The sequence below is a fragment of the Paenibacillus sp. P4_A9 genome (assembly GCF_056402415.1).
On the sequence record NZ_JBFUHL010000003.1, the window covers coordinates 243,275 to 261,530 of the forward strand.

Consider the following 18,256-nt stretch of genomic DNA (forward strand, 5'->3'; position numbering starts at 1 on the left):
GCTTTGAACAGCTTGAAAAGATTAAGTCCGCTTTAGATTATTTTGTTTTTATATGTGATATATTAAAAAAATGGTGGGTATTATAGGCAAAATCGTAATTCCGAATTACGGTTTCTCCGATGGAAAAGGACGCTATTGCAGCGTTCTTTTTTGCTGTGTTTTATACAAATGTACGAAAATAGCTTGAATTAACGAGTTCAATAAAATAAAAGTTTGCTTAAAAGCCACTCCAATTTAGAAGTGGCTTTTACTGTAGATATATAAACCTTAAGTTTGAATAACTTTATGCTTAGGTTACAGATTTGCACAAAAATGTTGTAATGCTATAACCTAAAGGGAAGATTACCTCTTCTCCTCATCATCCTTCATATATTCTTCGACAGTATTGTTTAACCCGATAGGTCCTTCAACACCTAGTCGATCATGAATAAAGTCGGCTTTTTCCGCCATACCTTCATAAAAATCGTTTTCATCGTCATTTTTCCCTTTATCAGCCAAGCTTGAACACCTCCATAATTTATCGAAGATAGTTTACACAGAATTAGGAATTTTATCCAAGCGCTTTATCCAAAGGTGGCGATACATCATTTCCGATGCTAAACTAGCTAACGGGACTTACTCTTTCGACCCACTTTTAGAAAAGGTAGCTCCAATTCTGAAAAAAGCAGACTTAACGATAGGAAATCTTGAAACCACTTTCGCTGGAACTAAAGGGGGAGTGAGACGGAAATCACGTGGTTCTTTGTTCAAATGTCCTGTTGAACTGGCTCCAGTCCTAAAAAGAGCCGGTTTTGATGTTTTAATAACAGCAAACAATCATTCCGAAATTAAGTCCAAAGCAGCGTGAACGATTTCAAAACATGTTAAACCAAACAAAAAAATAATAAAAAGTAAGTTATACAAAAACCCAGTTTTTTGACGTGGATGGCAGTACGTCATTAAAATAACGAGTAACGATAGTGAAGGAGCTTGCTGCGGCAGCTCTTTTTTTGTTCTTTCAAACAAAGGGCAGTTTAGTGCGGTGAATGTGCACTCCATAATTTAAGTGGTAAGTGGAAGATGTATGGGATGGAAGAAGTAGAGTCGAAGCTTGAATGGATAGAGGGCCGCTATTTATAATTTTGCAAGCAAGTGTGATTTAGATAACATCTTTGGTTGAAGGTATCATGTAAACTAGAGGGGTATAATGTTCCTAGTTGAATCGAAAGAGAGGCGAATACAGGTATGGAACTGTATGATTATATCGGTGGAGAAATGACAATAAGAAAGATTGTGGACGTGTTTTATCCAAAAGTTCTGGCACATCCTTTGCTTGCACCTATATTTCCAGAGGACATGCAACCATTGATTGAAAAGCAGTTTCAGTTCTTAACTCAATTTTTTGGCGGGCCTTCCTTATATACAGACAAAAATGGTAATCCAATGATGAGAGCACGGCATGCGCCTTTCCCAATTACTAGGGAACGGGCAGATGCTTGGTTGGAGTGTATGCAAAGAACACTTGAGGAAGTTGTTCCTTCTAATGAAGTGCGTTTGATTATTTTAGATCGTTTGAAAGGTCCGGCCTACTTTTTTGTAAATAAAAATTCATGATTTTTCGCTCGCAAACTAAGAGGTCCCGAATGGGGCCTCTTTCCGTTATGCGAGATATTAGCGGTACATCCGTATATTACCAGTTGAATTAGTAAATTGTAACAGTATCGAAATTGTATAACAGAGGAGGCATCTAGTATGGCGAATCGTTCTCGGGAAGAAGCTCGCAAAGATGTAGGCGAGGATGAGCAACTGAAAGGGACCTTTGCTTCGGTTCTTATGATCGGGGGATTTATCCTTGTTTCATGGGTGGTCATTTTCGTGCTGTATTGGGTTAGACAATAAACGTATTCGAATGGAGGAAAGGCCAGATGATTGATCATTTGCCTCGTTATGAACGGCTATGGCTGTTAATCGGGACAGGTTCTATTTTTGTATTTCTTATCATTCTCGGAGTTTTGGGGGTATCGCTGGGCCTGAATCCGCCGGGACATATGCATACGATTGACGCCGAAAAAGTGAAGTCCACGGTTCCTTTCGATAAGCCCGCGCTAATGCAGACCGGACCTAACGAATACAGAGCCACGATGGTTGCCGAAGTATTCGCGTTTACGCCGGGGGAGATCGTTATTCCCAAGGGAGCTAAAGTACATTTTGAAATCACAAGCCCTGACGTCGTTCATGGTCTCCTGATTCCCAACACAAATGTGAATATTATGGTCGTTCCAGGTCATATCACCGAATTCGACTATACTTTCAAGAATAGCGGCGATTACGCCATGTTGTGCCATGAATACTGCGGAATTGGTCATCACATGATGATGGGGAAACTGGTTGTACAATAAATTCGCCATTTATTATCGGAGGAGTACGTATGCAAAATCTACATAGTGAAGAAAGTTTTATGTTTAACCCCAAAGATCGCAGGCTTATCCTGTCCCATCTGGGTGTCTCATTTGTAGCAATCTTTGTCGGGGCTATAGCCGGCTTGTTGCAGGGGTTGCAGCGGACAGGGTACATAGATTTGCCAGCGCCGATCGAGTATTATCAGCTACTTACCGTACACGGGGTGATGATGGCGCTGATCTTCACCACATTCTTCATCATTGGGTTCCTCTACTCCGGAGTTGCGAGAACGCTTGGAGGTAGCCTGCAGAGCGGACCGCGCATGACGGCTTGGCTAGGCTTCTATATGATGGTGATAGGTACGATTTTGGCTACGATAAAAATACTTAGCAACGACGCAAGCGTACTGTACACGTTTTATGCGCCGCTTAAGGCTGATCCGCTCTTTTATATCGGAATGGCTTTGGTGGTTGTCGGCAGTTGGTTGAGCGGCTTTGCTATTTTTGCGGCATATGGCAGGTGGAGGCGTGCAAATCGAGGGCAACCGTCCCCATTATTCGCATACATGGCTGTCGCAACGATGGTACTGTGGCTAATTTGTACAGTTGGCGTGGCTGTGGAAGTCGTATTTCAATTGATCCCATGGTCGCTGGGCTGGACAGACCGTATCAACGTAGAGCTTAGTCGGACACTATTCTGGTATTTTGGCCATCCGCTCGTATATTTCTGGCTTTTGCCGGCTTATATTTACTGGTACGTGAACGTACCGCAGATCATCGGCGGTAAAATATTCAGCGACTCGCTGCCGCGGTTGACGTTCATTTTGTTTATCCTTTACTCGATTCCGGTCGGCTTTCACCATCAATTAATGGAGCCTGGAATCTCATCGTTTTGGAAGTATTTGCAGGTCGTACTAACGATGCTCGTCGTCATTCCATCATTAATGACGGCTTTCTCGATGATGGCGACTTTTGAGATTGCCGGCAAGGAAAAAGGAGCAAAAGGCTTGTTTGGTTTCTTTCGCAAGCTTCCTTTCCACGACGCCCGATTTTTCGCTGCTTTTGTCGGAATGGTTATTTTCATACCGGCTGGCGCAGGCGGCGTAATCAACGCCAGCTACCAATTGGATCAAGTGGTGCACAATACGTTATGGATCACAGGTCATTTTCACTTAACGGTAGCATCGACAGTGGCACTAACATTTTTTGCTATCAGTTACACGCTGTTCCCTTCCCTAACTGGCCGCAAAGTTACGCCGTTCGCCAATCGTCTAGGCATCTGGCACACGATTATATGGGCTCTCGGCATGTTATTTATGTCCATCCCTATGCACATCGTTGGGTTATTAGGGGAACCGCGAAGAACTGCTTACACGACTTATATGGATCATCCTGTAGTCTCAACTTGGGCTCCGTATCGTACATTGATAGGCATAGGGAGCATGCTTCTGTTTATAGGCGTGATGTTGTATCTGTTTATTGCGCTTTATCTGTGGTTGTTTGCGCCCAAAACAGAGCAGCATGTCGACTTCCCAATCGGGAAAGTACAGGATACCGGCCACAAGCCGCCCGCTATTTATGAACGGTGGAGCGTCTGGGTCGGGCTTACAATTGTGCTAGTATTGATTGCCTACGCAATTCCTGTATGGTCTATGATTGCTCATTCGTCGCCAGGATCGCCCGGGTTCCGAACGTGGTAAAAGTCAATGAATGAACGTTCAGATCGTTGTAAAAGCTAATGACAAAGAGCAAGGAGGTTTTCAAAAATGAGAAAAATAGCGATATTGCTTATTAGTGTTGTTTGGGTGCTTTCGGGTTGCGGGGGTAATAAAAACACGGCATCTCCTAGCCCAACTAGCGCAGGGACGCAAGCTCCCGCAGGAACCGTATCGGCAAACGCCGATGCAGAAGCGATCTATAAAGCAAATTGCATCTCGTGCCATGGCGTTGACCTGGAAGGTAAAATGGGTGCCAAGACGAACTTGCAGCACGTCGGAACAGCGAAATCCAAGGATCAAATCAACACCCAGATCGCGAACGGCGGAAACGGCATGATGGCGTTCAAAGGAAAGCTTAGTGATGATCAAATTAAAGTATTGGCTGAGTGGCTTTCTGCTAAGAAATAAGTAACCCCTAGTTAGCAAATACACATCATTACCAAGAAGGCACCCGATCTTTCGGGTGCCTTTTTCAACTCTAAAAATTTTGACAATATACTTGATATGACGAACGTGCACTTAGAAACATTTTGTGCCGAGGATGTAATAATTCGCAGTTAAACCTGTTACGGTGAACCGTTCCATAAGTGAGGTGAAATTTTTGGCATTAACCGCTCACGGGGTTAGGAAAGTTCCCAAGGAGCGAATGATCAATTCAATGTTAAGCTAACAGAAAACGGAAGAGAGGGAGCTTGCTACTGGATGTAGAAAAGGGGTAATGGATGATAATATTGATTTAAAATACGGTAACACTATAGCCATAAATGGGGTTGTATATGGATTTACTAGTGAGAAGTTATTCAAGAGGAGTTGACCCTAATCAGTGCACGATCTGCTTAAGCATACCGAACATAGGCCATACCCTCTGTCTGCCGATCCTTGGATCATGACTCAAACATGGGAGAGGCTACTTTTCGCTCATTGGCCGGTACCGCCGAACATTATGAAAGAGCATCTGCCGAAGCATTTGCCTCTTGACACGTATGACGGCTACGCATGGATTGGGATCGTGCCATTTTATATGTGCGGAATACGCCCAAGATGGTTACCATCTGTTCCTTATTTATCCGCTTTTCCAGAAATCAATGTACGCACTTACGTAGTGAGGGATGGAAAGCCGGGAGTTTACTTCTTCAGCATGGATGTGACAAATCCGTTGGCAGTACAACTTGCTAGAGGAGTGTTTCATTTGCCTTATTATCGGGCGAAAATGCAGATAGAGAGATCAGGAGCAGGCTGGCGCTATAACAGCAAGCGAACTAATCGCTTTGCACCGCATGCTGAATTTGCCGGCTTCTATGCACCGACATCGAATGTTTATCGGGCATCTGCCGGCTCAATCGATGAATGGTTGACAGAAAGGTATTGCTTATATACAACACATAGCGGGACACTGTACCGCGGTGAAATTCATCATTTGCCTTGGCCTCTTCAACGAGCGGAGGCGGAATTAGAAACAACTGAAATGCACTCGGAATTTCACCGCTATATAACGGCTTCAACCGCTCCGCTTCTGCATTACGCTGATACTCTCAAAACCTTAATCTGGCCATTAGTAAAAGTTACATAAAAAGCGATAAGACAGCCATAAGTTCAATGGCTGTCTTGTCGCTTTACTCAGCAAGGAAGGTCGCCTTATTCGTATTAGGAGGATATCAAGCATCTGAGAAATCAGTATAGCAGGGGTCTATCGTGGTATAATTTTACAATTATTTTACATCCTCATCTTGTGTTTTCGACTAATTATCCGTATGATGAAGGTGATTTCAGCAAAGATAATCTATGGTGAGTAGGGAACCAATATGTCAATAAATGATAATATTTTAATCAAAATTCGCGATATGAAAGACAGCCTCACTCCCGTAGAGAAGCTAGTGGCTGAGTATATACTAGACAATCTGGATGAGATTCCACATCTCTCGATTAAGAGTCTTGCTCAGTTTACCAAAACGAGTGATGCCTCTGTTCTTCGCTTCTGCAAAACGATGGGATATAAGGGCTATCGTAACTTTATCGTAAGTATCTCGGCGTCACTTGGGTCGATGGATGAGGAGCAGAAGGACCAATATACGGATATTCAACCTGGGGATGATCTCAATACGATCATCTCCAATATCTCACATAATAATAGCAAATCCATTGAAGATACCCTCAGTGTGATTGATCGCAATGAAGTTGCCCGCGCGGTGAAAGTGCTCGTTGAATGCAACCGGATCGTATTCTTCGGGATCGGTGCTTCCGGCTTAGTCGGGATGGACGCGGAGCAGAAATTCTCACGAATCAACAAGATGTGTCACACGTATACGGACGGACACAGTCAACTTACTGCAGCTACTCTGCTTGGGAAAGGTGATGTCGCCATCTTCATATCGAATTCGGGCAGCACCATTGAAATTCTGGATACGCTTGAAATCGCTAAGAAGAACGGCGCTACGATCATCGCCATTACCAAGTATAACAAAAGCGCCTTAGCGGATAATGCGAATATCGTGCTTAGTATTTCGACACCAGAGGTCACGATTCGAAGTGGAGCTATGGGCTCGCGTATCGCGATGTTGACGGTGATTGATATTCTTTTTGCAGGGGTAGCGAGCAGTGAATATAAGCATGTGAAGAAGTATTTGGCCAAAACGCACGATATTATTGCCAGCAGTAAGCATAGAAAATAATCTTATCGAACAAACTAACGATGTCCCATAAAGGCATCGTTTTTTTGTCGAAATTTAAGAAATAAAAAATCAGAATTTTATTTTACAGTAAAATAAAATTTCAAAAAGTATTGACCAAGGTGAAATTTTTCGTTAGTATAAGACCAGTGAGTAAACCTCTATCGAGGCCATTCACAGATGAGCGACCGCGTTTAGATGATGGTTTTATCGCCAAATAGAAAGATGTTTTCGGGAACCGAAAACTTATACTTTCTATTGTGGTAAAGAGTACAGCAGGCAGGAGGACAGCTATGGATGAGTATTTATCGGGTTTAACTACGGAAGAGATTAACGAGAAGACACAGACAATTGATGAATGTTCAACAGAACAAATGCTACAGATGATGAATGAACAAGATGCGTTGGTTCCAGCAGCAGTCGGAGCCGAAATACCGCAGATCATGAAAGCGGTTGATATTTTGCATCAAGTTCTCAAAAACGGTGGCAGGATGTTCTACGTAGGAGCTGGTTCTTCTGGCAGACTCGGTGTGCTTGATGCCTCTGAATGTCCTCCAACCTTTGGCATTGATCCAATGTTGGTGCAAGGCCATATCGCCGGTGGCGATGGCGCATTGCGCACGGCAGTGGAAGGCTTTGAAGACAACGCTGAGGAGGGGGTCGCCCTCATTGAACGATGCGGAGTGACAGATAAGGATGCGGTAATTGGAGTTACGGCCAGCGGAAGTGCGCAATTCGTTATAGCTTGCTTAAAGAAAGCGAAAGAAATTGGTGCCGCAACGATTGGTGTCGTGAATAACAAGAATTCCAAATTAGTCCCTGTTACGGATGTATGCATCGCGCCAGTTGTTGGGCCGGAAGTGATTATGGGATCTACTCGTCTGAAGGCGGGTACAGCACAGAAGCTGGTTCTTAACATGTTGACGACCGGAACAATGGTTAAGCTTGGTAAGACGTATAACAATCTCATGGTTGACATGAAGGCTAGTAATATCAAATTGTACGATCGCTCTGTTCGCATCATTCGGATAGCGACTGGGGTGGATGAATCCACAGCCATAACTCATTTAGAGAAAGCTTCCATGAACTGCAAACTTGCCATAATGATGATTAAAACCGGGATGGAAGTAATGGAAGCGGAAGAAGCACTAACACAGTGTGAGGGTAGTTTGAAGAGGGCCATACGTACTTTTGTTCAAGTTGTGTAAATAACTGAAATTATTAGGAGGTCTATTTTAATGAAAAGTAAATTACCCGTATTAGCTTCTGTCGTAGCTTTAACAATGGCTCTAACAGCTTGTGGTGGTACTTCCGGTACAAAAGAAACGACTACACCAGCAGGCACAACTGCTCCTGCTGCCAGCACTGCGAAAGACACCATTACAGCATTGCTTCCACCTGTTTCACCGAACTACCAAAAAACATTTGAACAATTGTCGAAAGACTTTACAGCACAATATCCGAATCTAACATTGAAAATCGAACCAGCTAGCTGGGAAGATATGAAGCAGAAGTTGGATACACAAGTGAATGCAGGCAGCCCTCCGGACATCGCTTTCGGTGGTTCAGGGACGATTCCGAAATATTTGGAGCAAGGCTTGCTGATGGACGTTACAGACGCAGCTACACCAGAGATGGTGGGCGATTACGATAAAACGGCATTGGATTACATGAAAAGCGGAAAAGGTTTATACGGCTTCCCAGCTTACATGGAAGTTCATGCACTAGGCGGTAACAAAGAGTTCTTGGAGAAAGCAGGCATTGATTGGAAAAAAGTACAGACGAATGGCTGGACTTACGATGAATTCCGTCAAGCAATCAAAAAAGGCGTTGTGACTGAAAACGGTAAAACGCGCTATGGCTTTACATTTGCAGTAAAAGGCGTAGCCGCAGTTGACTACTTGGGTATTATGGCTAAGAACGCTGGTATGCCTTACGCGTTTAACAAAGATTTGAAATATGCATACACAAGCAAAAACTATTTGGGCTTGCTGAAAGATCTTCGTCAACTAATCGATGACGGTTCCATGCCGAAAGAGCTTAGCTCCGTAGATGCGGGTAAACGTTGGAACATGTTCTTGACAGCGCAAACGATGATCACAGGTAAAGGTCTTGCTGTATTTGAAAATTCGGCAAAGGCGAACAATGCCAAACTTAAAGCAAATGATGCAACTGCAGTGAAAGACAGCATCCCGGTTGATTACATCGTATTGCCTGCCCCGACGTTCCAAGGTGCGAAAGCTTCAGCGAATACAGTCGTTGACGGATACATGACGTTCCGCGGCAAAAAAGAACCAACTGCTGAGCATAAAGCAAATGTTGTGAAAGCGGCTTACTTCTTGGCTAGCGGTAATGTTGCAGCTCAAACGAATAATGATCTGTTTGCTGCGCATATTACGAAAAGCGCTAAAAAAGCTGCTGAGAGCATGAAGATTGATAGAAACCCTGACAATGTCGCAGCAGTAGATAACATGCTTAAAAATGCAACACCAAACCGTACCGATATTCCGACAGACTTGGCTGCAAAAGCAATTAAGTTGGAAACTGAAGTGATCGTTCCTAAATTCCAAGGTCTTCTTGCAGGTGAAGTTACGCCTGAAGCTATGTATGAAGCTGTAAAAGCTGCAGCGATCAAAGAGTTCGGCGCAGACGGAATTGCTAAAGATTAAGATGACAGTATGACCCTCGGATAGGCGTGCAGCAGATGCTGCGCGGCTATCCGAACTATTTTAAGCGAGAGTTTCTGAAACGGGGTTTGACAATTATGAACCATATTGCAAAGCCGATAAAAAGAAAGAAGTTTCAAAGTGATGCCATTTGGGGTTATGCCTTTATTGCCGTCTCTTTGATCGTGTTTGTGTTATTTCATGCGTACCCGGTTGTAAGTGCCTTTATCATTAGTTTGCAGAAATACAGGCCGCTCGGTTCCACGTTTATTGGATTCGATAATTACGTGAATTCATTGACGGATCCGTTGTTTTGGAAAGCAATGCGGAACACGGTTGTCTATACAATTTTGACGGTACCTGTTAACCTGATTCTTTCTTTCGTACTTGCCATTTTGATTTTGCCGCTTAGGAAGAAAACGCAATCCTTCTTCAAAGGCATTTACTATTTGCCTATGGTAGCTTCAGGTGTCGCATTGGCAGTCGTTTGGCTCTGGATTTTCGATCCGATGCAAGGCGGTATTATGAACCATATCATCGCTCTTTTTGGTTTTGAGAATCAGAACTGGCTAGGCCAAAGCGCAACGGCGATGTTCTCACTGGTACTCATGTCCTGGCTTTCGAGTCATGGCACAAGCATTATTATTTACTTGGCTGGATTGCTTGGTATTGACGAAACGTATTACGAAGCGGCAGAGCTTGATGGAGCGGGTTTCTTCCTAAAGCTGTGGCACATCGTCATTCCTTGTTTGCGGCCTGCAACACTGTTTCTATTGGTCACTGGCGTCATCGGTTCATTCCAGGTGTTTCAGAATGCCTTCCTGATGACTGGCGGAGGACCGAACCATGCGACCACGATGGTTGGATTACTTATTTTTGATAATGCGTTCACGCTATTCGATTTCGGTAAAGCAGCAGCACAATCGTTGCTACTGGCTCTCGTTATTGGCGTCATTGCATTCATTCAGTTTAAATACGCGGGTAAAGACGTCGAGTATTAAGAGAGGGAGGATAATAAATGGCATTGTATAGCAATCACGCAGGCAATCCCAAAGTAAAAAAGATTAGAAATGGGATCATTTTTATCGCCCTTCTACTTTTTGCTTTGGCGACGATATTTCCGATTTACTTCATGTTTATTTCATCGCTCAGTGATCCGGTTGCGGTCGGAGAGATCGAGTACTCCCTATTTCCCAAAAAGTTTACGCTTGCGTCCTACAAATACTTCTTCGACTTTAACGAGCATTCCATTCGTTGGCTGCTGAACTCGCTTATTGTAGCGGTCACGGTCATGATTTCGAACGTAATTTTTGCCAGCATGGCGGGCTACGCGTTCTCTAAGATTCAGTTCAAAGGCAGAGGCTTTCTATTTGCTTTGCTGCTAGGTTCCATGATGATTCCTCATCAAGTGACGCTTGTGCCGCTATACATCTTGATGGTAAACGTGTTTGAACTACAAAATACGTACAGCGCATTAATTTTGCCAGGCTTCGTTACCGTATTTAATATTTTTCTCGCCAAGCAATTTATGGGCAGCATACCGAACGAGATACTGGAGTGCGCCAAAATCGAAGGCTGCAATCAGTTCCAAATATATGGGAAAATCATTCTACCTTTGTCCAAAACGGTTCTGGCCGTGATGGCGATTCTGACGTTTATGGAGAGCTGGAATACGTTCTTCTGGCCGTTGCTTGTGACCAATTCCATGGATATGCAAACCATCCAGGTCGGCCTCAAGAGCTTCCGATTTGCGAATACAACGATGATCGCGCCAATGATGGCAGGGGCAACAATCTCGGCATTACCTATGTTTGTTCTATTCTTTAGCCTACAAAGATACTTCTTGGAAGGCGTAACTGTAGGTGCGGTGAAGGGCTAAGCTTTGGTCAAAAGGAGGTCGCGGCAGCATGCTGGCAACTTGGGAAGACTCCTATCGTCACGCCGTCATCGCGTTATGGAATGAAGCCGCGGTGAAGGATGGCTATAAGGAGCTTACAGAACAAAGCTTTGATCAGATTTTTGTGGAGAATCCTTACTTCAATAGGGAGAATACATTCCTTCTACTGGCAGATGATGAAGTCATTGGTTTTGCTTGTGGATGTACAGGTGATGATCTTCCACTAGGCGATGTGGCCGGATATATCACCTGTATCGTATTAGCAAGTGGCTTTGATACGGATGCCAATTATTTAATGCTATTAACTGCTCTGGAAGACCGCTTTAAACAGTTGGGTAAAAAGCAAGCAGACATCCTCTTTTTCAATCCAATGTTATTGCCATGGTATATCCCGGGAACATCCAACCATGAGCATAACAATGCTCCTGGTGTACCTGTGGAAAGCAAGCTTTATGCGTTTTTGCTGAAGAATGGCTATATAGAGCGTGCGAAGCAATGTGCCATGTATCTCCATTTATCGGAATTCGAGATGACGGAGGAAATCTTATCTAAAGCTGCTAAGGCAGGTGCAGAGGGTTATGCGGTCGAGATGTTTAACCCTGTTAAACACGTTGGTGTGGAAGACATGCTGGAGGGCTTTGGGAATCCGTTGTGGCAAAAGGAGATCGGTGGTGCGACCGCATCTGGTGTGCCGGTTGTCATCGCAGCGTATCAAGGCAAGACCATTGGCTTCGCAGGCCCAGTCATTCGTCAAGCGAACGGACGGGGTTATTTTGCGGGCATCGGTGTGCTTCCTGATCATGAGGGCCATGGTTTGGGCAGTATTTTATTTAATAAGCTATGTGAAGCGTTTCGGGAAATTGGGACCGATTACATGTCGCTCTATACAGGTGTATCGAACCCCGCAATCCGTATCTATGAACGAGCAGGTTTTCAAACTGTGAAACTTTTTGCTGTCATGAGAAGGGAGTTTGCATAATGAGCGAGTCAAAAATGACCATTCTAGCTATCGGAGGTCACGTAGGAGATGCGGAATTAACGGCAGGCGGCGTACTAGCGCACCACTCTCTGAAGGGTGACCGCATTGTTACTTTAGCTTTAACTGCTGGAGAACGTGGCGTTCCTGCCGGTCAAGACATGAAGGAATATCGTGTTCAAAAAGTGAATGAGGCTAGAACATTTGCCGAAATGTTAGGCGGGGAATCCATCGTCTTTGACATTCCGGATGGTGAATTGCAAGATAACGAAGAAATGCGCTTTCGCGTGTGCGATGTAATTCGTGACGTACGTCCGAATGTGATCATCACGCATTTTAAAAATAGCATGCATAAGGATCATATGACGACTCACCGCATTGTGAACGATGCGCGCTTTTTCGCAGGGCTATCCTCATTTGAGCGGGAAAAGCCATCTCACTTTGCTCCGAAATTGTATTATGCCGAAAACTGGGAGGATGCCGTCGACTATCGTCCTTACGTCTATGTCGATTTCCCTAAAGAGGCGTTTGATCTATGGGTGAAGGCTGTTTCGACACATTGGTTTGTGACTGGCAGCAAATCTTTTCAATACTTGGAATACTACAAGCATCTGATGCGTGTACGCGGACTTGAAGCGAGAAAAGAATATGCGCAGACGTTCATGGTTCCAGAAGAAACGATGCGAATTCGCCAATCAGAATTATAAAACTGAAAAATACCAAATGACTGTAACGAGACATAGAGCTTGTTGCAGTCATTTTAAAATCAAGGCGAGTTTGGGGAGGCAGCGATGATCTTAAACGGTATCGATTGTATAGAACGGTATGCTCACTTGTTCGAAGGTAAACGTGTAGGGCTGATTACAGCACCTACTGGATTAAACAAGGATTTTGTATCGACCATACAAATCTTTCATGAGAAGTTCAACTTAGTGGCCTTGTTTTCGCCGGAGCATGGCGTTCGCGGGGATCTTGCCGCAGGTGCGCTGGTCGACACGTATTTGGATCCGATGACGGGAGTTCCCGTCTACAGCTTGTATCGTAAGGATTCCAAACGTCTAACACAGGAAATGCTGGATGAGGTCGATATCATCGTTTACGACATCCAAGACGTGGGAACCCGCTATTATACGTTCCTTTATACGATGCTTTATGCTTTGGAAGACTGTGCGTTAGCTGGTAAAGAATTTGTCGTGCTAGATCGCATCAATCCGCTCGATGGGGTAACGGTAGAAGGCAATGTGCTCAAAAGCGGCTTCGATTCCTTTGTCGGCAACTACTCGCTCAGTGTCCGCTACGGAATGACGCCAGGAGAAGTTGCTGTGATGGCGAACGATGAAAGACAATGGAATTGCAAGCTTCATGTCGTACGCTGTGAAGGCTGGGACCGTAACATTCTGTTCCCGGAAACAGGGCGTCCATGGATTATGCCTTCGATTGGCATTCCGCGATTTGAGACAGCGTTGCTGTATCCAGGCACTTGTATTATAGAAGGAACGAACCTATCAGAAGGCAGAGGAACGACAGTCCCGTTTGAGATCGTCGGTGCTCCGTTCATTGATGCGCAGCAGTTAGCGGATGAAATGAATGAGAAGAAGCTGCCTGGCGTCGTGTTCCGTCCTGTTTATTTTAAGCCGTCATTTTCCAAATTTCAGGGAGAACAATGTGCAGGCGTGCAAGTTCACGTGCTCGACAAGCGCGCGGTTCGTCCTATCGATGTTGGCGTTAATCTGATGTTCACGATAAAGAAAAATTATGAGCAATTTTCATTTTTGCCACCTTTTAAAGAGGGCTCGAGGCCATTCATTGATTTGCTTGGCGGTGACAGCTTGTATCGTGAGACTCAAGTTGACGTTCCGGCTATGCTGGAACAATTCCGTGAGGAGAGCCGTGAATTTGCTCGAAGAAAGCAGCAATACCATCTGTATTAGAGGGCATCAGGAGGTGACTTTCGTATATGAAGAAATATGCAGTGGGACTAGATGGCGGAGGTACGAAAACCGCAGTAACCATCGTCGATGAGAGCGGTAACGTCGTCCACACGTTTACATCGGGAGCCATTAACTATAATGGCCAGGACGAGGCGAGTGTTGGGGCCAGTCTAGAGGAGATCTTTCGTATGATTGCTAGTGTATGCAATGGGCTAATTCATTGCGAACAAGTGTGCATTGGGGCGGCTGGCATCAGCAATCCAACGGTTACGACTCGTTTGGAATCCAGTGTTCGGGCATGCGGCTATGAGGGTGGGCTGATCATAACCGGAGATCAAGATACTGCGCTTTGCGGCGCGCATAACAGAGAACTTGGGATCATTCTGATCGCAGGGACAGGTTCGATTTGTTACGGCAAAAATGAAGCTGGTGACACGCATCGTGCTGGCGGCTACGGCTATCTCATCGATGATGAGGGCAGCGGCTACAGCATAGGGAGGGACCTGCTTTCAGCAGTCGTACGTGCTCATGATGGACGTTTATCGGAGACGGTGATTGCGAAGATGGTGTTTGAGCAGTTAGGTATGACATCCATTCAACAAATCATCGGGTTTGTCTATGATAAACAGACCAATAAGAAGGATATCGCTGCACTGGCGCCTATTTTATCGAAAGCTTGCGAGCTTGGAGATGAAGCTGCACTTGCTATTGCCGACAAAAGTGCTCGTTCGTTGCTCGAACTGGTCGTCCCCGTAGCGGAAAAACTGTCGATGCAGGATGGAACTCTGGCGATAGCTGGGAGCGCTTTGCTGAAGAATAGCTTTATACAGACAGCTTTTATTGATTTGCTAAAAGAACGTTATCCAGCTATGACCTGTATAACACCAAAGAGAGATGCCGCTAGCGGTGCCGCACTAATGGCGCTGAACCGTTTGCAGTGATTATGTGACGAGGGATGGTAGTAAAGATGAGAGAAATTCATGAGATGTCGCTGCAGGAGAAAATCGGACAGATGATTCTTTGCGGATTTGAAGGCACGGAACCGTCTGCATCGCTGGAAGCACTAATCGCGGAACAGCGTATCGGCGGTGTTATTTATTTTGCACGGAATGTACAGAATACCAAGCAGGTTGCTGAGCTATCTGGCAGTCTGCAGGCTATCGCGGAGCGTAACGGTACGGTGCCGCTGTGGATTTCCATCGATCAAGAGGGTGGCATGGTGGCCCGCATTACCGATGGGGTTGCCCTTATGCCTGGGTCTATGGCATTGGCTGCCGGTCCAGAAGGTCCAGAAGGAGCTTATGAAGCGGCCCTTATTTCGGGTAAGGAGCTGCGCTCGCTCGGTATCAATTTGAACTTTGCACCGGATCTGGATGTGAACAACAATCCGGATAATCCGGTCATTGGTGTGCGGTCGTTTGGCGAGTCGCCGGAGCTAGTCGCGAAGTATGGCAGCCAAGCCGTGCGCGGCTTCCAGGATGCGAATGTCGTAGCAACTGCCAAACATTTTCCTGGTCATGGGGATACAAATACGGACTCACATCTGGATTTGCCAACGATTACACATGATGAAGAGCGGATTCGCGCTGTTGAGCTTGTACCTTTTGTAGAAGCCATTCAAAATGGTGTCGATGCAATCATGTCCTCACATATTTACTTCCCAGCTTTAGAGTCTAGCAAGCTGCCTGTTACACTTTCCAAGGCTGTTCTCACTGGACTGCTTCGTGAGGAGCTTGGTTATGAGGGCGTCATCATGACCGATTGCATGGAGATGAATGCGATCTCTGAGCATTACGGTACGGTTGTTGCGGCTGTCATGGCGGTTGAAGCAGGTGCTGATCTCGTGTTGATCAGCCACCGCCGCGACCTCCAGGTTGGTGCCATTGCGGCGATCGAGCAAGCTGTGCGCGAAGGGCGTATCGCCGAAGCGCAAATCGATGCTTCGGTCCGCCGTCTGCTTGCGCTGAAAGCGCGACGCGGCGTGATCGCGGAGCAGCCTAGCGCGACAGCTGCGCAGGAGGTCGGAACCGCGGCGCATTGTGCAGTCGCGGAGCGCCTCAGCGAAGCGAGCATTACGCTCGTCAAGGACGAGCAGCAGTTGCTTCCGCTACCGCGCGTTCGGACGCTAGCGGTCACCGTGGCCGCAGCCGTTTCGTCGGGCGTCGACGAAGCCTATGCGGGCGTCGCGAGTTTGGGGGCTGCGCTGGCTGAGCACGGCTTGGACGTGATCGATCGCGTGCTTCCGCTTGCGGAGGTGAATGAGCTCCGCGCAGCGGTGCTTGCGGATGCGGAAGCCGCGGAGCAGATCGTCATCGGGACGTATAACGCCCGATTCCATCCTGCGCAGGTCGAGCTGGTGCGCGAACTGCAAGCGCTCGGCAAGCCGCTGGTCGTTGTCGCGCTGCGCGTGCCGTACGACCTGCTGGAGTTCCCAGACGTAGCGACGTTCATCGCGGCTTATGAAAGCCGACCGTTAGCGCTAAATAGTACGGCGCGTGCTCTGCTCGGAATTGTGACACCGCAAGGCCGCTTGCCGGTATCGCTTGGCGCTGACTATCCTGCAGGCTGGAGATGGGAAGGCGGACAATAATGGAAGCTGCAAGTCGATTATTTCGACTTACAGGAGCGCGCCAGACTAATTGGAGTCTTGCAAGTCGAATATTTCGACTAACAGGAGCGCGTCAGGGCTATTGGAGTCTTGCAAGTCGAATATTTCGACTAACAGGAGCGCGCCAGGGCTATTGGAGTCTTGCAAGTCGAATATTTCGACTTACAGGAACGCGTCAGGGCTATTGGAGTCTTGCAAGTCTAATATTTCGACTTACAGGAACGCGCCAGGGCTATTGGAGTCTTGCAAGTCGAATATTTCGACTTACAGGAGCGCGTCAGGGCTACTGAAGGCTTGTAAGTCAATTTTTCGACTAACTTACTTGGAGGGAGCTCAGCACGATATGTCCAATTTGGACTTCGCCAAGATTAGCACATTCATCGAACATGAAATAGCTGAAGGACATCTACCTGGTGCAGTACTTTACATAGCTCAAAATGGGAAGGAACTGCTGAAGCGTGCTTTTGGGAATCGCGTCATGTATCCAGAAGCTGCTCCGATGAGAACAGACACGGTTTTTGACTTGGCTTCGCTGACCAAAGTTGTTGCAACGCTGCCAGCGGTGCTTCAGTTAATGGATCAAGGTAAAGTTTCTTTGGCGGATCCGATCGGAGTCTTTCTGCCGCAATTTCGTCTAATGCAAGGTGAACCCATCCGAATCGTTCATCTGCTTACACATTCCTCAGGGCTTAAGGCAGATATTCCGGGCATAAGAGGGATGATGCATCTATCCCGGGATAAGCTGGTCGATCTTATCTTAAACGAACGGCCGCTTCATCCCCCAGGGTCACAGGTTGTGTATAGCGATATTGGTATGATATTGCTCTACCTTATCATTGAATCCGTGACTGATGAAGCGTTCGATACATATCTCAAAAGGGAGATCTATGAACCGCTGGAGATGTCGGAAACTGGTTTTCGTCCGACCTTCGAAGATACGCGCTATGCGGTAACTGAGTTTGCGGAACATCGTCAAGCGTACAAGTCAGGCGTTGTTCACGATGAAAAAGCGGAGCTTATGCATGGCGTAAGCGGTCACGCGGGGTTATTCTCGACGGTTCACGATCTGGCGAATTATGCTGAAATGATTCGGCAGAAAGGCGTCTTTAAAGGGAGGCGCATTCTTTCTAGGGCAGCCTCCCAGCTGTCATCCCGTAACTTTACGCCGTATGACCAAGAATTCCGAGGTCTCGGTTGGTCACTTAGAAATCCGAGAAGCTTCTGGTTCGGCGGTGACTATGTATCCGAGCAATCATTCGGGCATACTGGGTTTACAGGTACTAGTCTTTTGTTCGATCCTGAGCGGGATTTGCAAATCATATTGCTCACCAATCGGGTTCATTTCGGTCGAACGGAACACATCTTGCGGATTCGGCCGAGGCTGCACAATCTCATTCTTTCTCAATCAGACTAGTT

Annotated in this window: 19 protein-coding genes; 18 read left to right on the forward strand and 1 reads right to left on the reverse strand. The window is 46.1% G+C overall.

The features are described from left to right. Nucleotides 1-342: 342 nt before the first annotated feature. Nucleotides 343-498, reverse strand: coding sequence for a hypothetical protein (locus AC1DVJ_RS04980; protein WP_477588833.1), 156 nt, complete (start codon nt 496-498; stop codon nt 343-345). Between the two features lie 88 nt (nt 499-586). On the opposite strand from AC1DVJ_RS04980, the gene AC1DVJ_RS04985 reads away from it, so the two are divergent. From AC1DVJ_RS04985 to AC1DVJ_RS05070, 18 genes are all read left to right on the forward strand, one after another. Beyond that, entirely contained in the window at nt 587-847 is a 261-nt protein-coding gene (locus AC1DVJ_RS04985) for a CapA family protein (RefSeq protein ID WP_477588953.1), read from the forward strand. 377 nt (nt 848-1,224) lie between these two features. Beyond that, nucleotides 1,225-1,593: a globin domain-containing protein gene (locus tag AC1DVJ_RS04990; RefSeq protein ID WP_477588835.1), complete on the forward strand. Its 369-nt coding sequence runs from the start codon at nt 1,225-1,227 to the stop codon at nt 1,591-1,593. A gap of 138 nt (nt 1,594-1,731) precedes the next feature. Further along, nucleotides 1,732-1,878: a cytochrome c oxidase subunit 2A gene (locus AC1DVJ_RS04995; RefSeq protein WP_477588837.1), complete on the forward strand. Its 147-nt coding sequence runs from the start codon at nt 1,732-1,734 to the stop codon at nt 1,876-1,878. 26 nt (nt 1,879-1,904) lie between these two features. Further along, a complete protein-coding gene (locus tag AC1DVJ_RS05000; protein WP_477588839.1) occupies nt 1,905-2,378 on the forward strand; it encodes a cytochrome c oxidase subunit II in 474 nt (157 codons plus the stop codon). Nucleotides 2,379-2,407: 29 nt separating this feature from the next. After that, nucleotides 2,408-4,078, forward strand: a complete 1,671-nt coding sequence (locus tag AC1DVJ_RS05005; RefSeq protein ID WP_477588842.1) for a b(o/a)3-type cytochrome-c oxidase subunit 1 — start codon at nt 2,408-2,410, stop codon at nt 4,076-4,078. Between the two features lie 66 nt (nt 4,079-4,144). After that, entirely contained in the window at nt 4,145-4,504 is a 360-nt protein-coding gene (locus tag AC1DVJ_RS05010; RefSeq protein WP_477588844.1) for a c-type cytochrome, read from the forward strand. Nucleotides 4,505-4,919: 415 nt separating this feature from the next. Beyond that, nucleotides 4,920-5,666: a YqjF family protein gene (locus AC1DVJ_RS05015; protein ID WP_477588846.1), complete on the forward strand. Its 747-nt coding sequence runs from the start codon at nt 4,920-4,922 to the stop codon at nt 5,664-5,666. Nucleotides 5,667-5,898: 232 nt separating this feature from the next. Next, complete coding sequence (locus AC1DVJ_RS05020) at nt 5,899-6,765, forward strand: MurR/RpiR family transcriptional regulator (protein ID WP_477588848.1); 867 nt, start codon at nt 5,899-5,901, stop codon at nt 6,763-6,765. Between the two features lie 290 nt (nt 6,766-7,055). After that, nucleotides 7,056-7,970, forward strand: coding sequence for an N-acetylmuramic acid 6-phosphate etherase (gene murQ / locus AC1DVJ_RS05025; RefSeq protein ID WP_477588850.1), 915 nt, complete (start codon nt 7,056-7,058; stop codon nt 7,968-7,970). Nucleotides 7,971-8,000: 30 nt separating this feature from the next. Further along, nucleotides 8,001-9,431, forward strand: a complete 1,431-nt coding sequence (locus tag AC1DVJ_RS05030) for an ABC transporter substrate-binding protein (RefSeq protein WP_477588852.1) — start codon at nt 8,001-8,003, stop codon at nt 9,429-9,431. A 95-nt stretch (nt 9,432-9,526) separates the two neighbouring features. Continuing rightward, nucleotides 9,527-10,429, forward strand: coding sequence for a carbohydrate ABC transporter permease (locus tag AC1DVJ_RS05035; protein ID WP_477588854.1), 903 nt, complete (start codon nt 9,527-9,529; stop codon nt 10,427-10,429). A 17-nt stretch (nt 10,430-10,446) separates the two neighbouring features. Beyond that, nucleotides 10,447-11,307, forward strand: a complete 861-nt coding sequence (locus AC1DVJ_RS05040; RefSeq protein ID WP_477588856.1) for a carbohydrate ABC transporter permease — start codon at nt 10,447-10,449, stop codon at nt 11,305-11,307. A gap of 28 nt (nt 11,308-11,335) precedes the next feature. Further along, nucleotides 11,336-12,304 carry a GNAT family N-acetyltransferase gene (locus tag AC1DVJ_RS05045; RefSeq protein WP_477588858.1) on the forward strand — a complete coding sequence of 323 codons (969 nt, stop codon included), beginning with the start codon at nt 11,336-11,338 and terminating at the stop codon, nt 12,302-12,304. After that, the gene (locus tag AC1DVJ_RS05050) at nt 12,304-13,008 is read left to right on the forward strand and encodes a PIG-L deacetylase family protein (protein ID WP_477588860.1); all 705 of its coding nucleotides are present in this window, start codon (nt 12,304-12,306) and stop codon (nt 13,006-13,008) included. The genes AC1DVJ_RS05045 and AC1DVJ_RS05050 overlap by 1 nt, the downstream gene beginning before the upstream one ends. An 84-nt stretch (nt 13,009-13,092) precedes the next feature. Beyond that, complete coding sequence (locus AC1DVJ_RS05055; protein ID WP_477588861.1) at nt 13,093-14,232, forward strand: exo-beta-N-acetylmuramidase NamZ family protein; 1,140 nt, start codon at nt 13,093-13,095, stop codon at nt 14,230-14,232. Between the two features lie 26 nt (nt 14,233-14,258). After that, complete coding sequence (locus AC1DVJ_RS05060) at nt 14,259-15,173, forward strand: N-acetylglucosamine kinase (protein WP_477588863.1); 915 nt, start codon at nt 14,259-14,261, stop codon at nt 15,171-15,173. Between the two features lie 14 nt (nt 15,174-15,187). Further along, entirely contained in the window at nt 15,188-16,822 is a 1,635-nt protein-coding gene (gene nagZ, locus AC1DVJ_RS05065; RefSeq protein WP_477588864.1) for a beta-N-acetylhexosaminidase, read from the forward strand. 361 nt (nt 16,823-17,183) lie between these two features. Beyond that, nucleotides 17,184-18,254, forward strand: coding sequence for a serine hydrolase domain-containing protein (locus tag AC1DVJ_RS05070; protein WP_477588866.1), 1,071 nt, complete (start codon nt 17,184-17,186; stop codon nt 18,252-18,254). Nucleotides 18,255-18,256 lie beyond the last annotated feature (2 nt).

Bases quoted from the DNA above. Each gene is read 5' to 3' on its own strand.
- AC1DVJ_RS04990 (WP_477588835.1), top strand. From the start codon at position 1,225: ATGGAACTGTATGATTATATCGGTGGAGAAATGACAATAAGAAAGATT.
- AC1DVJ_RS04995 (WP_477588837.1), top strand. From the start codon at position 1,732: ATGGCGAATCGTTCTCGGGAAGAAGCTCGCAAAGATGTAGGCGAGGAT.
- AC1DVJ_RS05000 (WP_477588839.1), top strand. From the start codon at position 1,905: ATGATTGATCATTTGCCTCGTTATGAACGGCTATGGCTGTTAATCGGG.
- AC1DVJ_RS05005 (WP_477588842.1), top strand. From the start codon at position 2,408: ATGCAAAATCTACATAGTGAAGAAAGTTTTATGTTTAACCCCAAAGAT.
- AC1DVJ_RS05010 (WP_477588844.1), top strand. From the start codon at position 4,145: ATGAGAAAAATAGCGATATTGCTTATTAGTGTTGTTTGGGTGCTTTCG.
- AC1DVJ_RS05020 (WP_477588848.1), top strand. From the start codon at position 5,899: ATGTCAATAAATGATAATATTTTAATCAAAATTCGCGATATGAAAGAC.
- murQ (WP_477588850.1), top strand. From the start codon at position 7,056: ATGGATGAGTATTTATCGGGTTTAACTACGGAAGAGATTAACGAGAAG.
- AC1DVJ_RS05030 (WP_477588852.1), top strand. From the start codon at position 8,001: ATGAAAAGTAAATTACCCGTATTAGCTTCTGTCGTAGCTTTAACAATG.
- AC1DVJ_RS05035 (WP_477588854.1), top strand. From the start codon at position 9,527: ATGAACCATATTGCAAAGCCGATAAAAAGAAAGAAGTTTCAAAGTGAT.
- AC1DVJ_RS05040 (WP_477588856.1), top strand. From the start codon at position 10,447: ATGGCATTGTATAGCAATCACGCAGGCAATCCCAAAGTAAAAAAGATT.
- AC1DVJ_RS05045 (WP_477588858.1), top strand. From the start codon at position 11,336: ATGCTGGCAACTTGGGAAGACTCCTATCGTCACGCCGTCATCGCGTTA.
- AC1DVJ_RS05050 (WP_477588860.1), top strand. From the start codon at position 12,304: ATGAGCGAGTCAAAAATGACCATTCTAGCTATCGGAGGTCACGTAGGA.
- AC1DVJ_RS05055 (WP_477588861.1), top strand. From the start codon at position 13,093: ATGATCTTAAACGGTATCGATTGTATAGAACGGTATGCTCACTTGTTC.
- AC1DVJ_RS05060 (WP_477588863.1), top strand. From the start codon at position 14,259: ATGAAGAAATATGCAGTGGGACTAGATGGCGGAGGTACGAAAACCGCA.
- nagZ (WP_477588864.1), top strand. From the start codon at position 15,188: ATGGTAGTAAAGATGAGAGAAATTCATGAGATGTCGCTGCAGGAGAAA.
- AC1DVJ_RS05070 (WP_477588866.1), top strand. From the start codon at position 17,184: ATGTCCAATTTGGACTTCGCCAAGATTAGCACATTCATCGAACATGAA.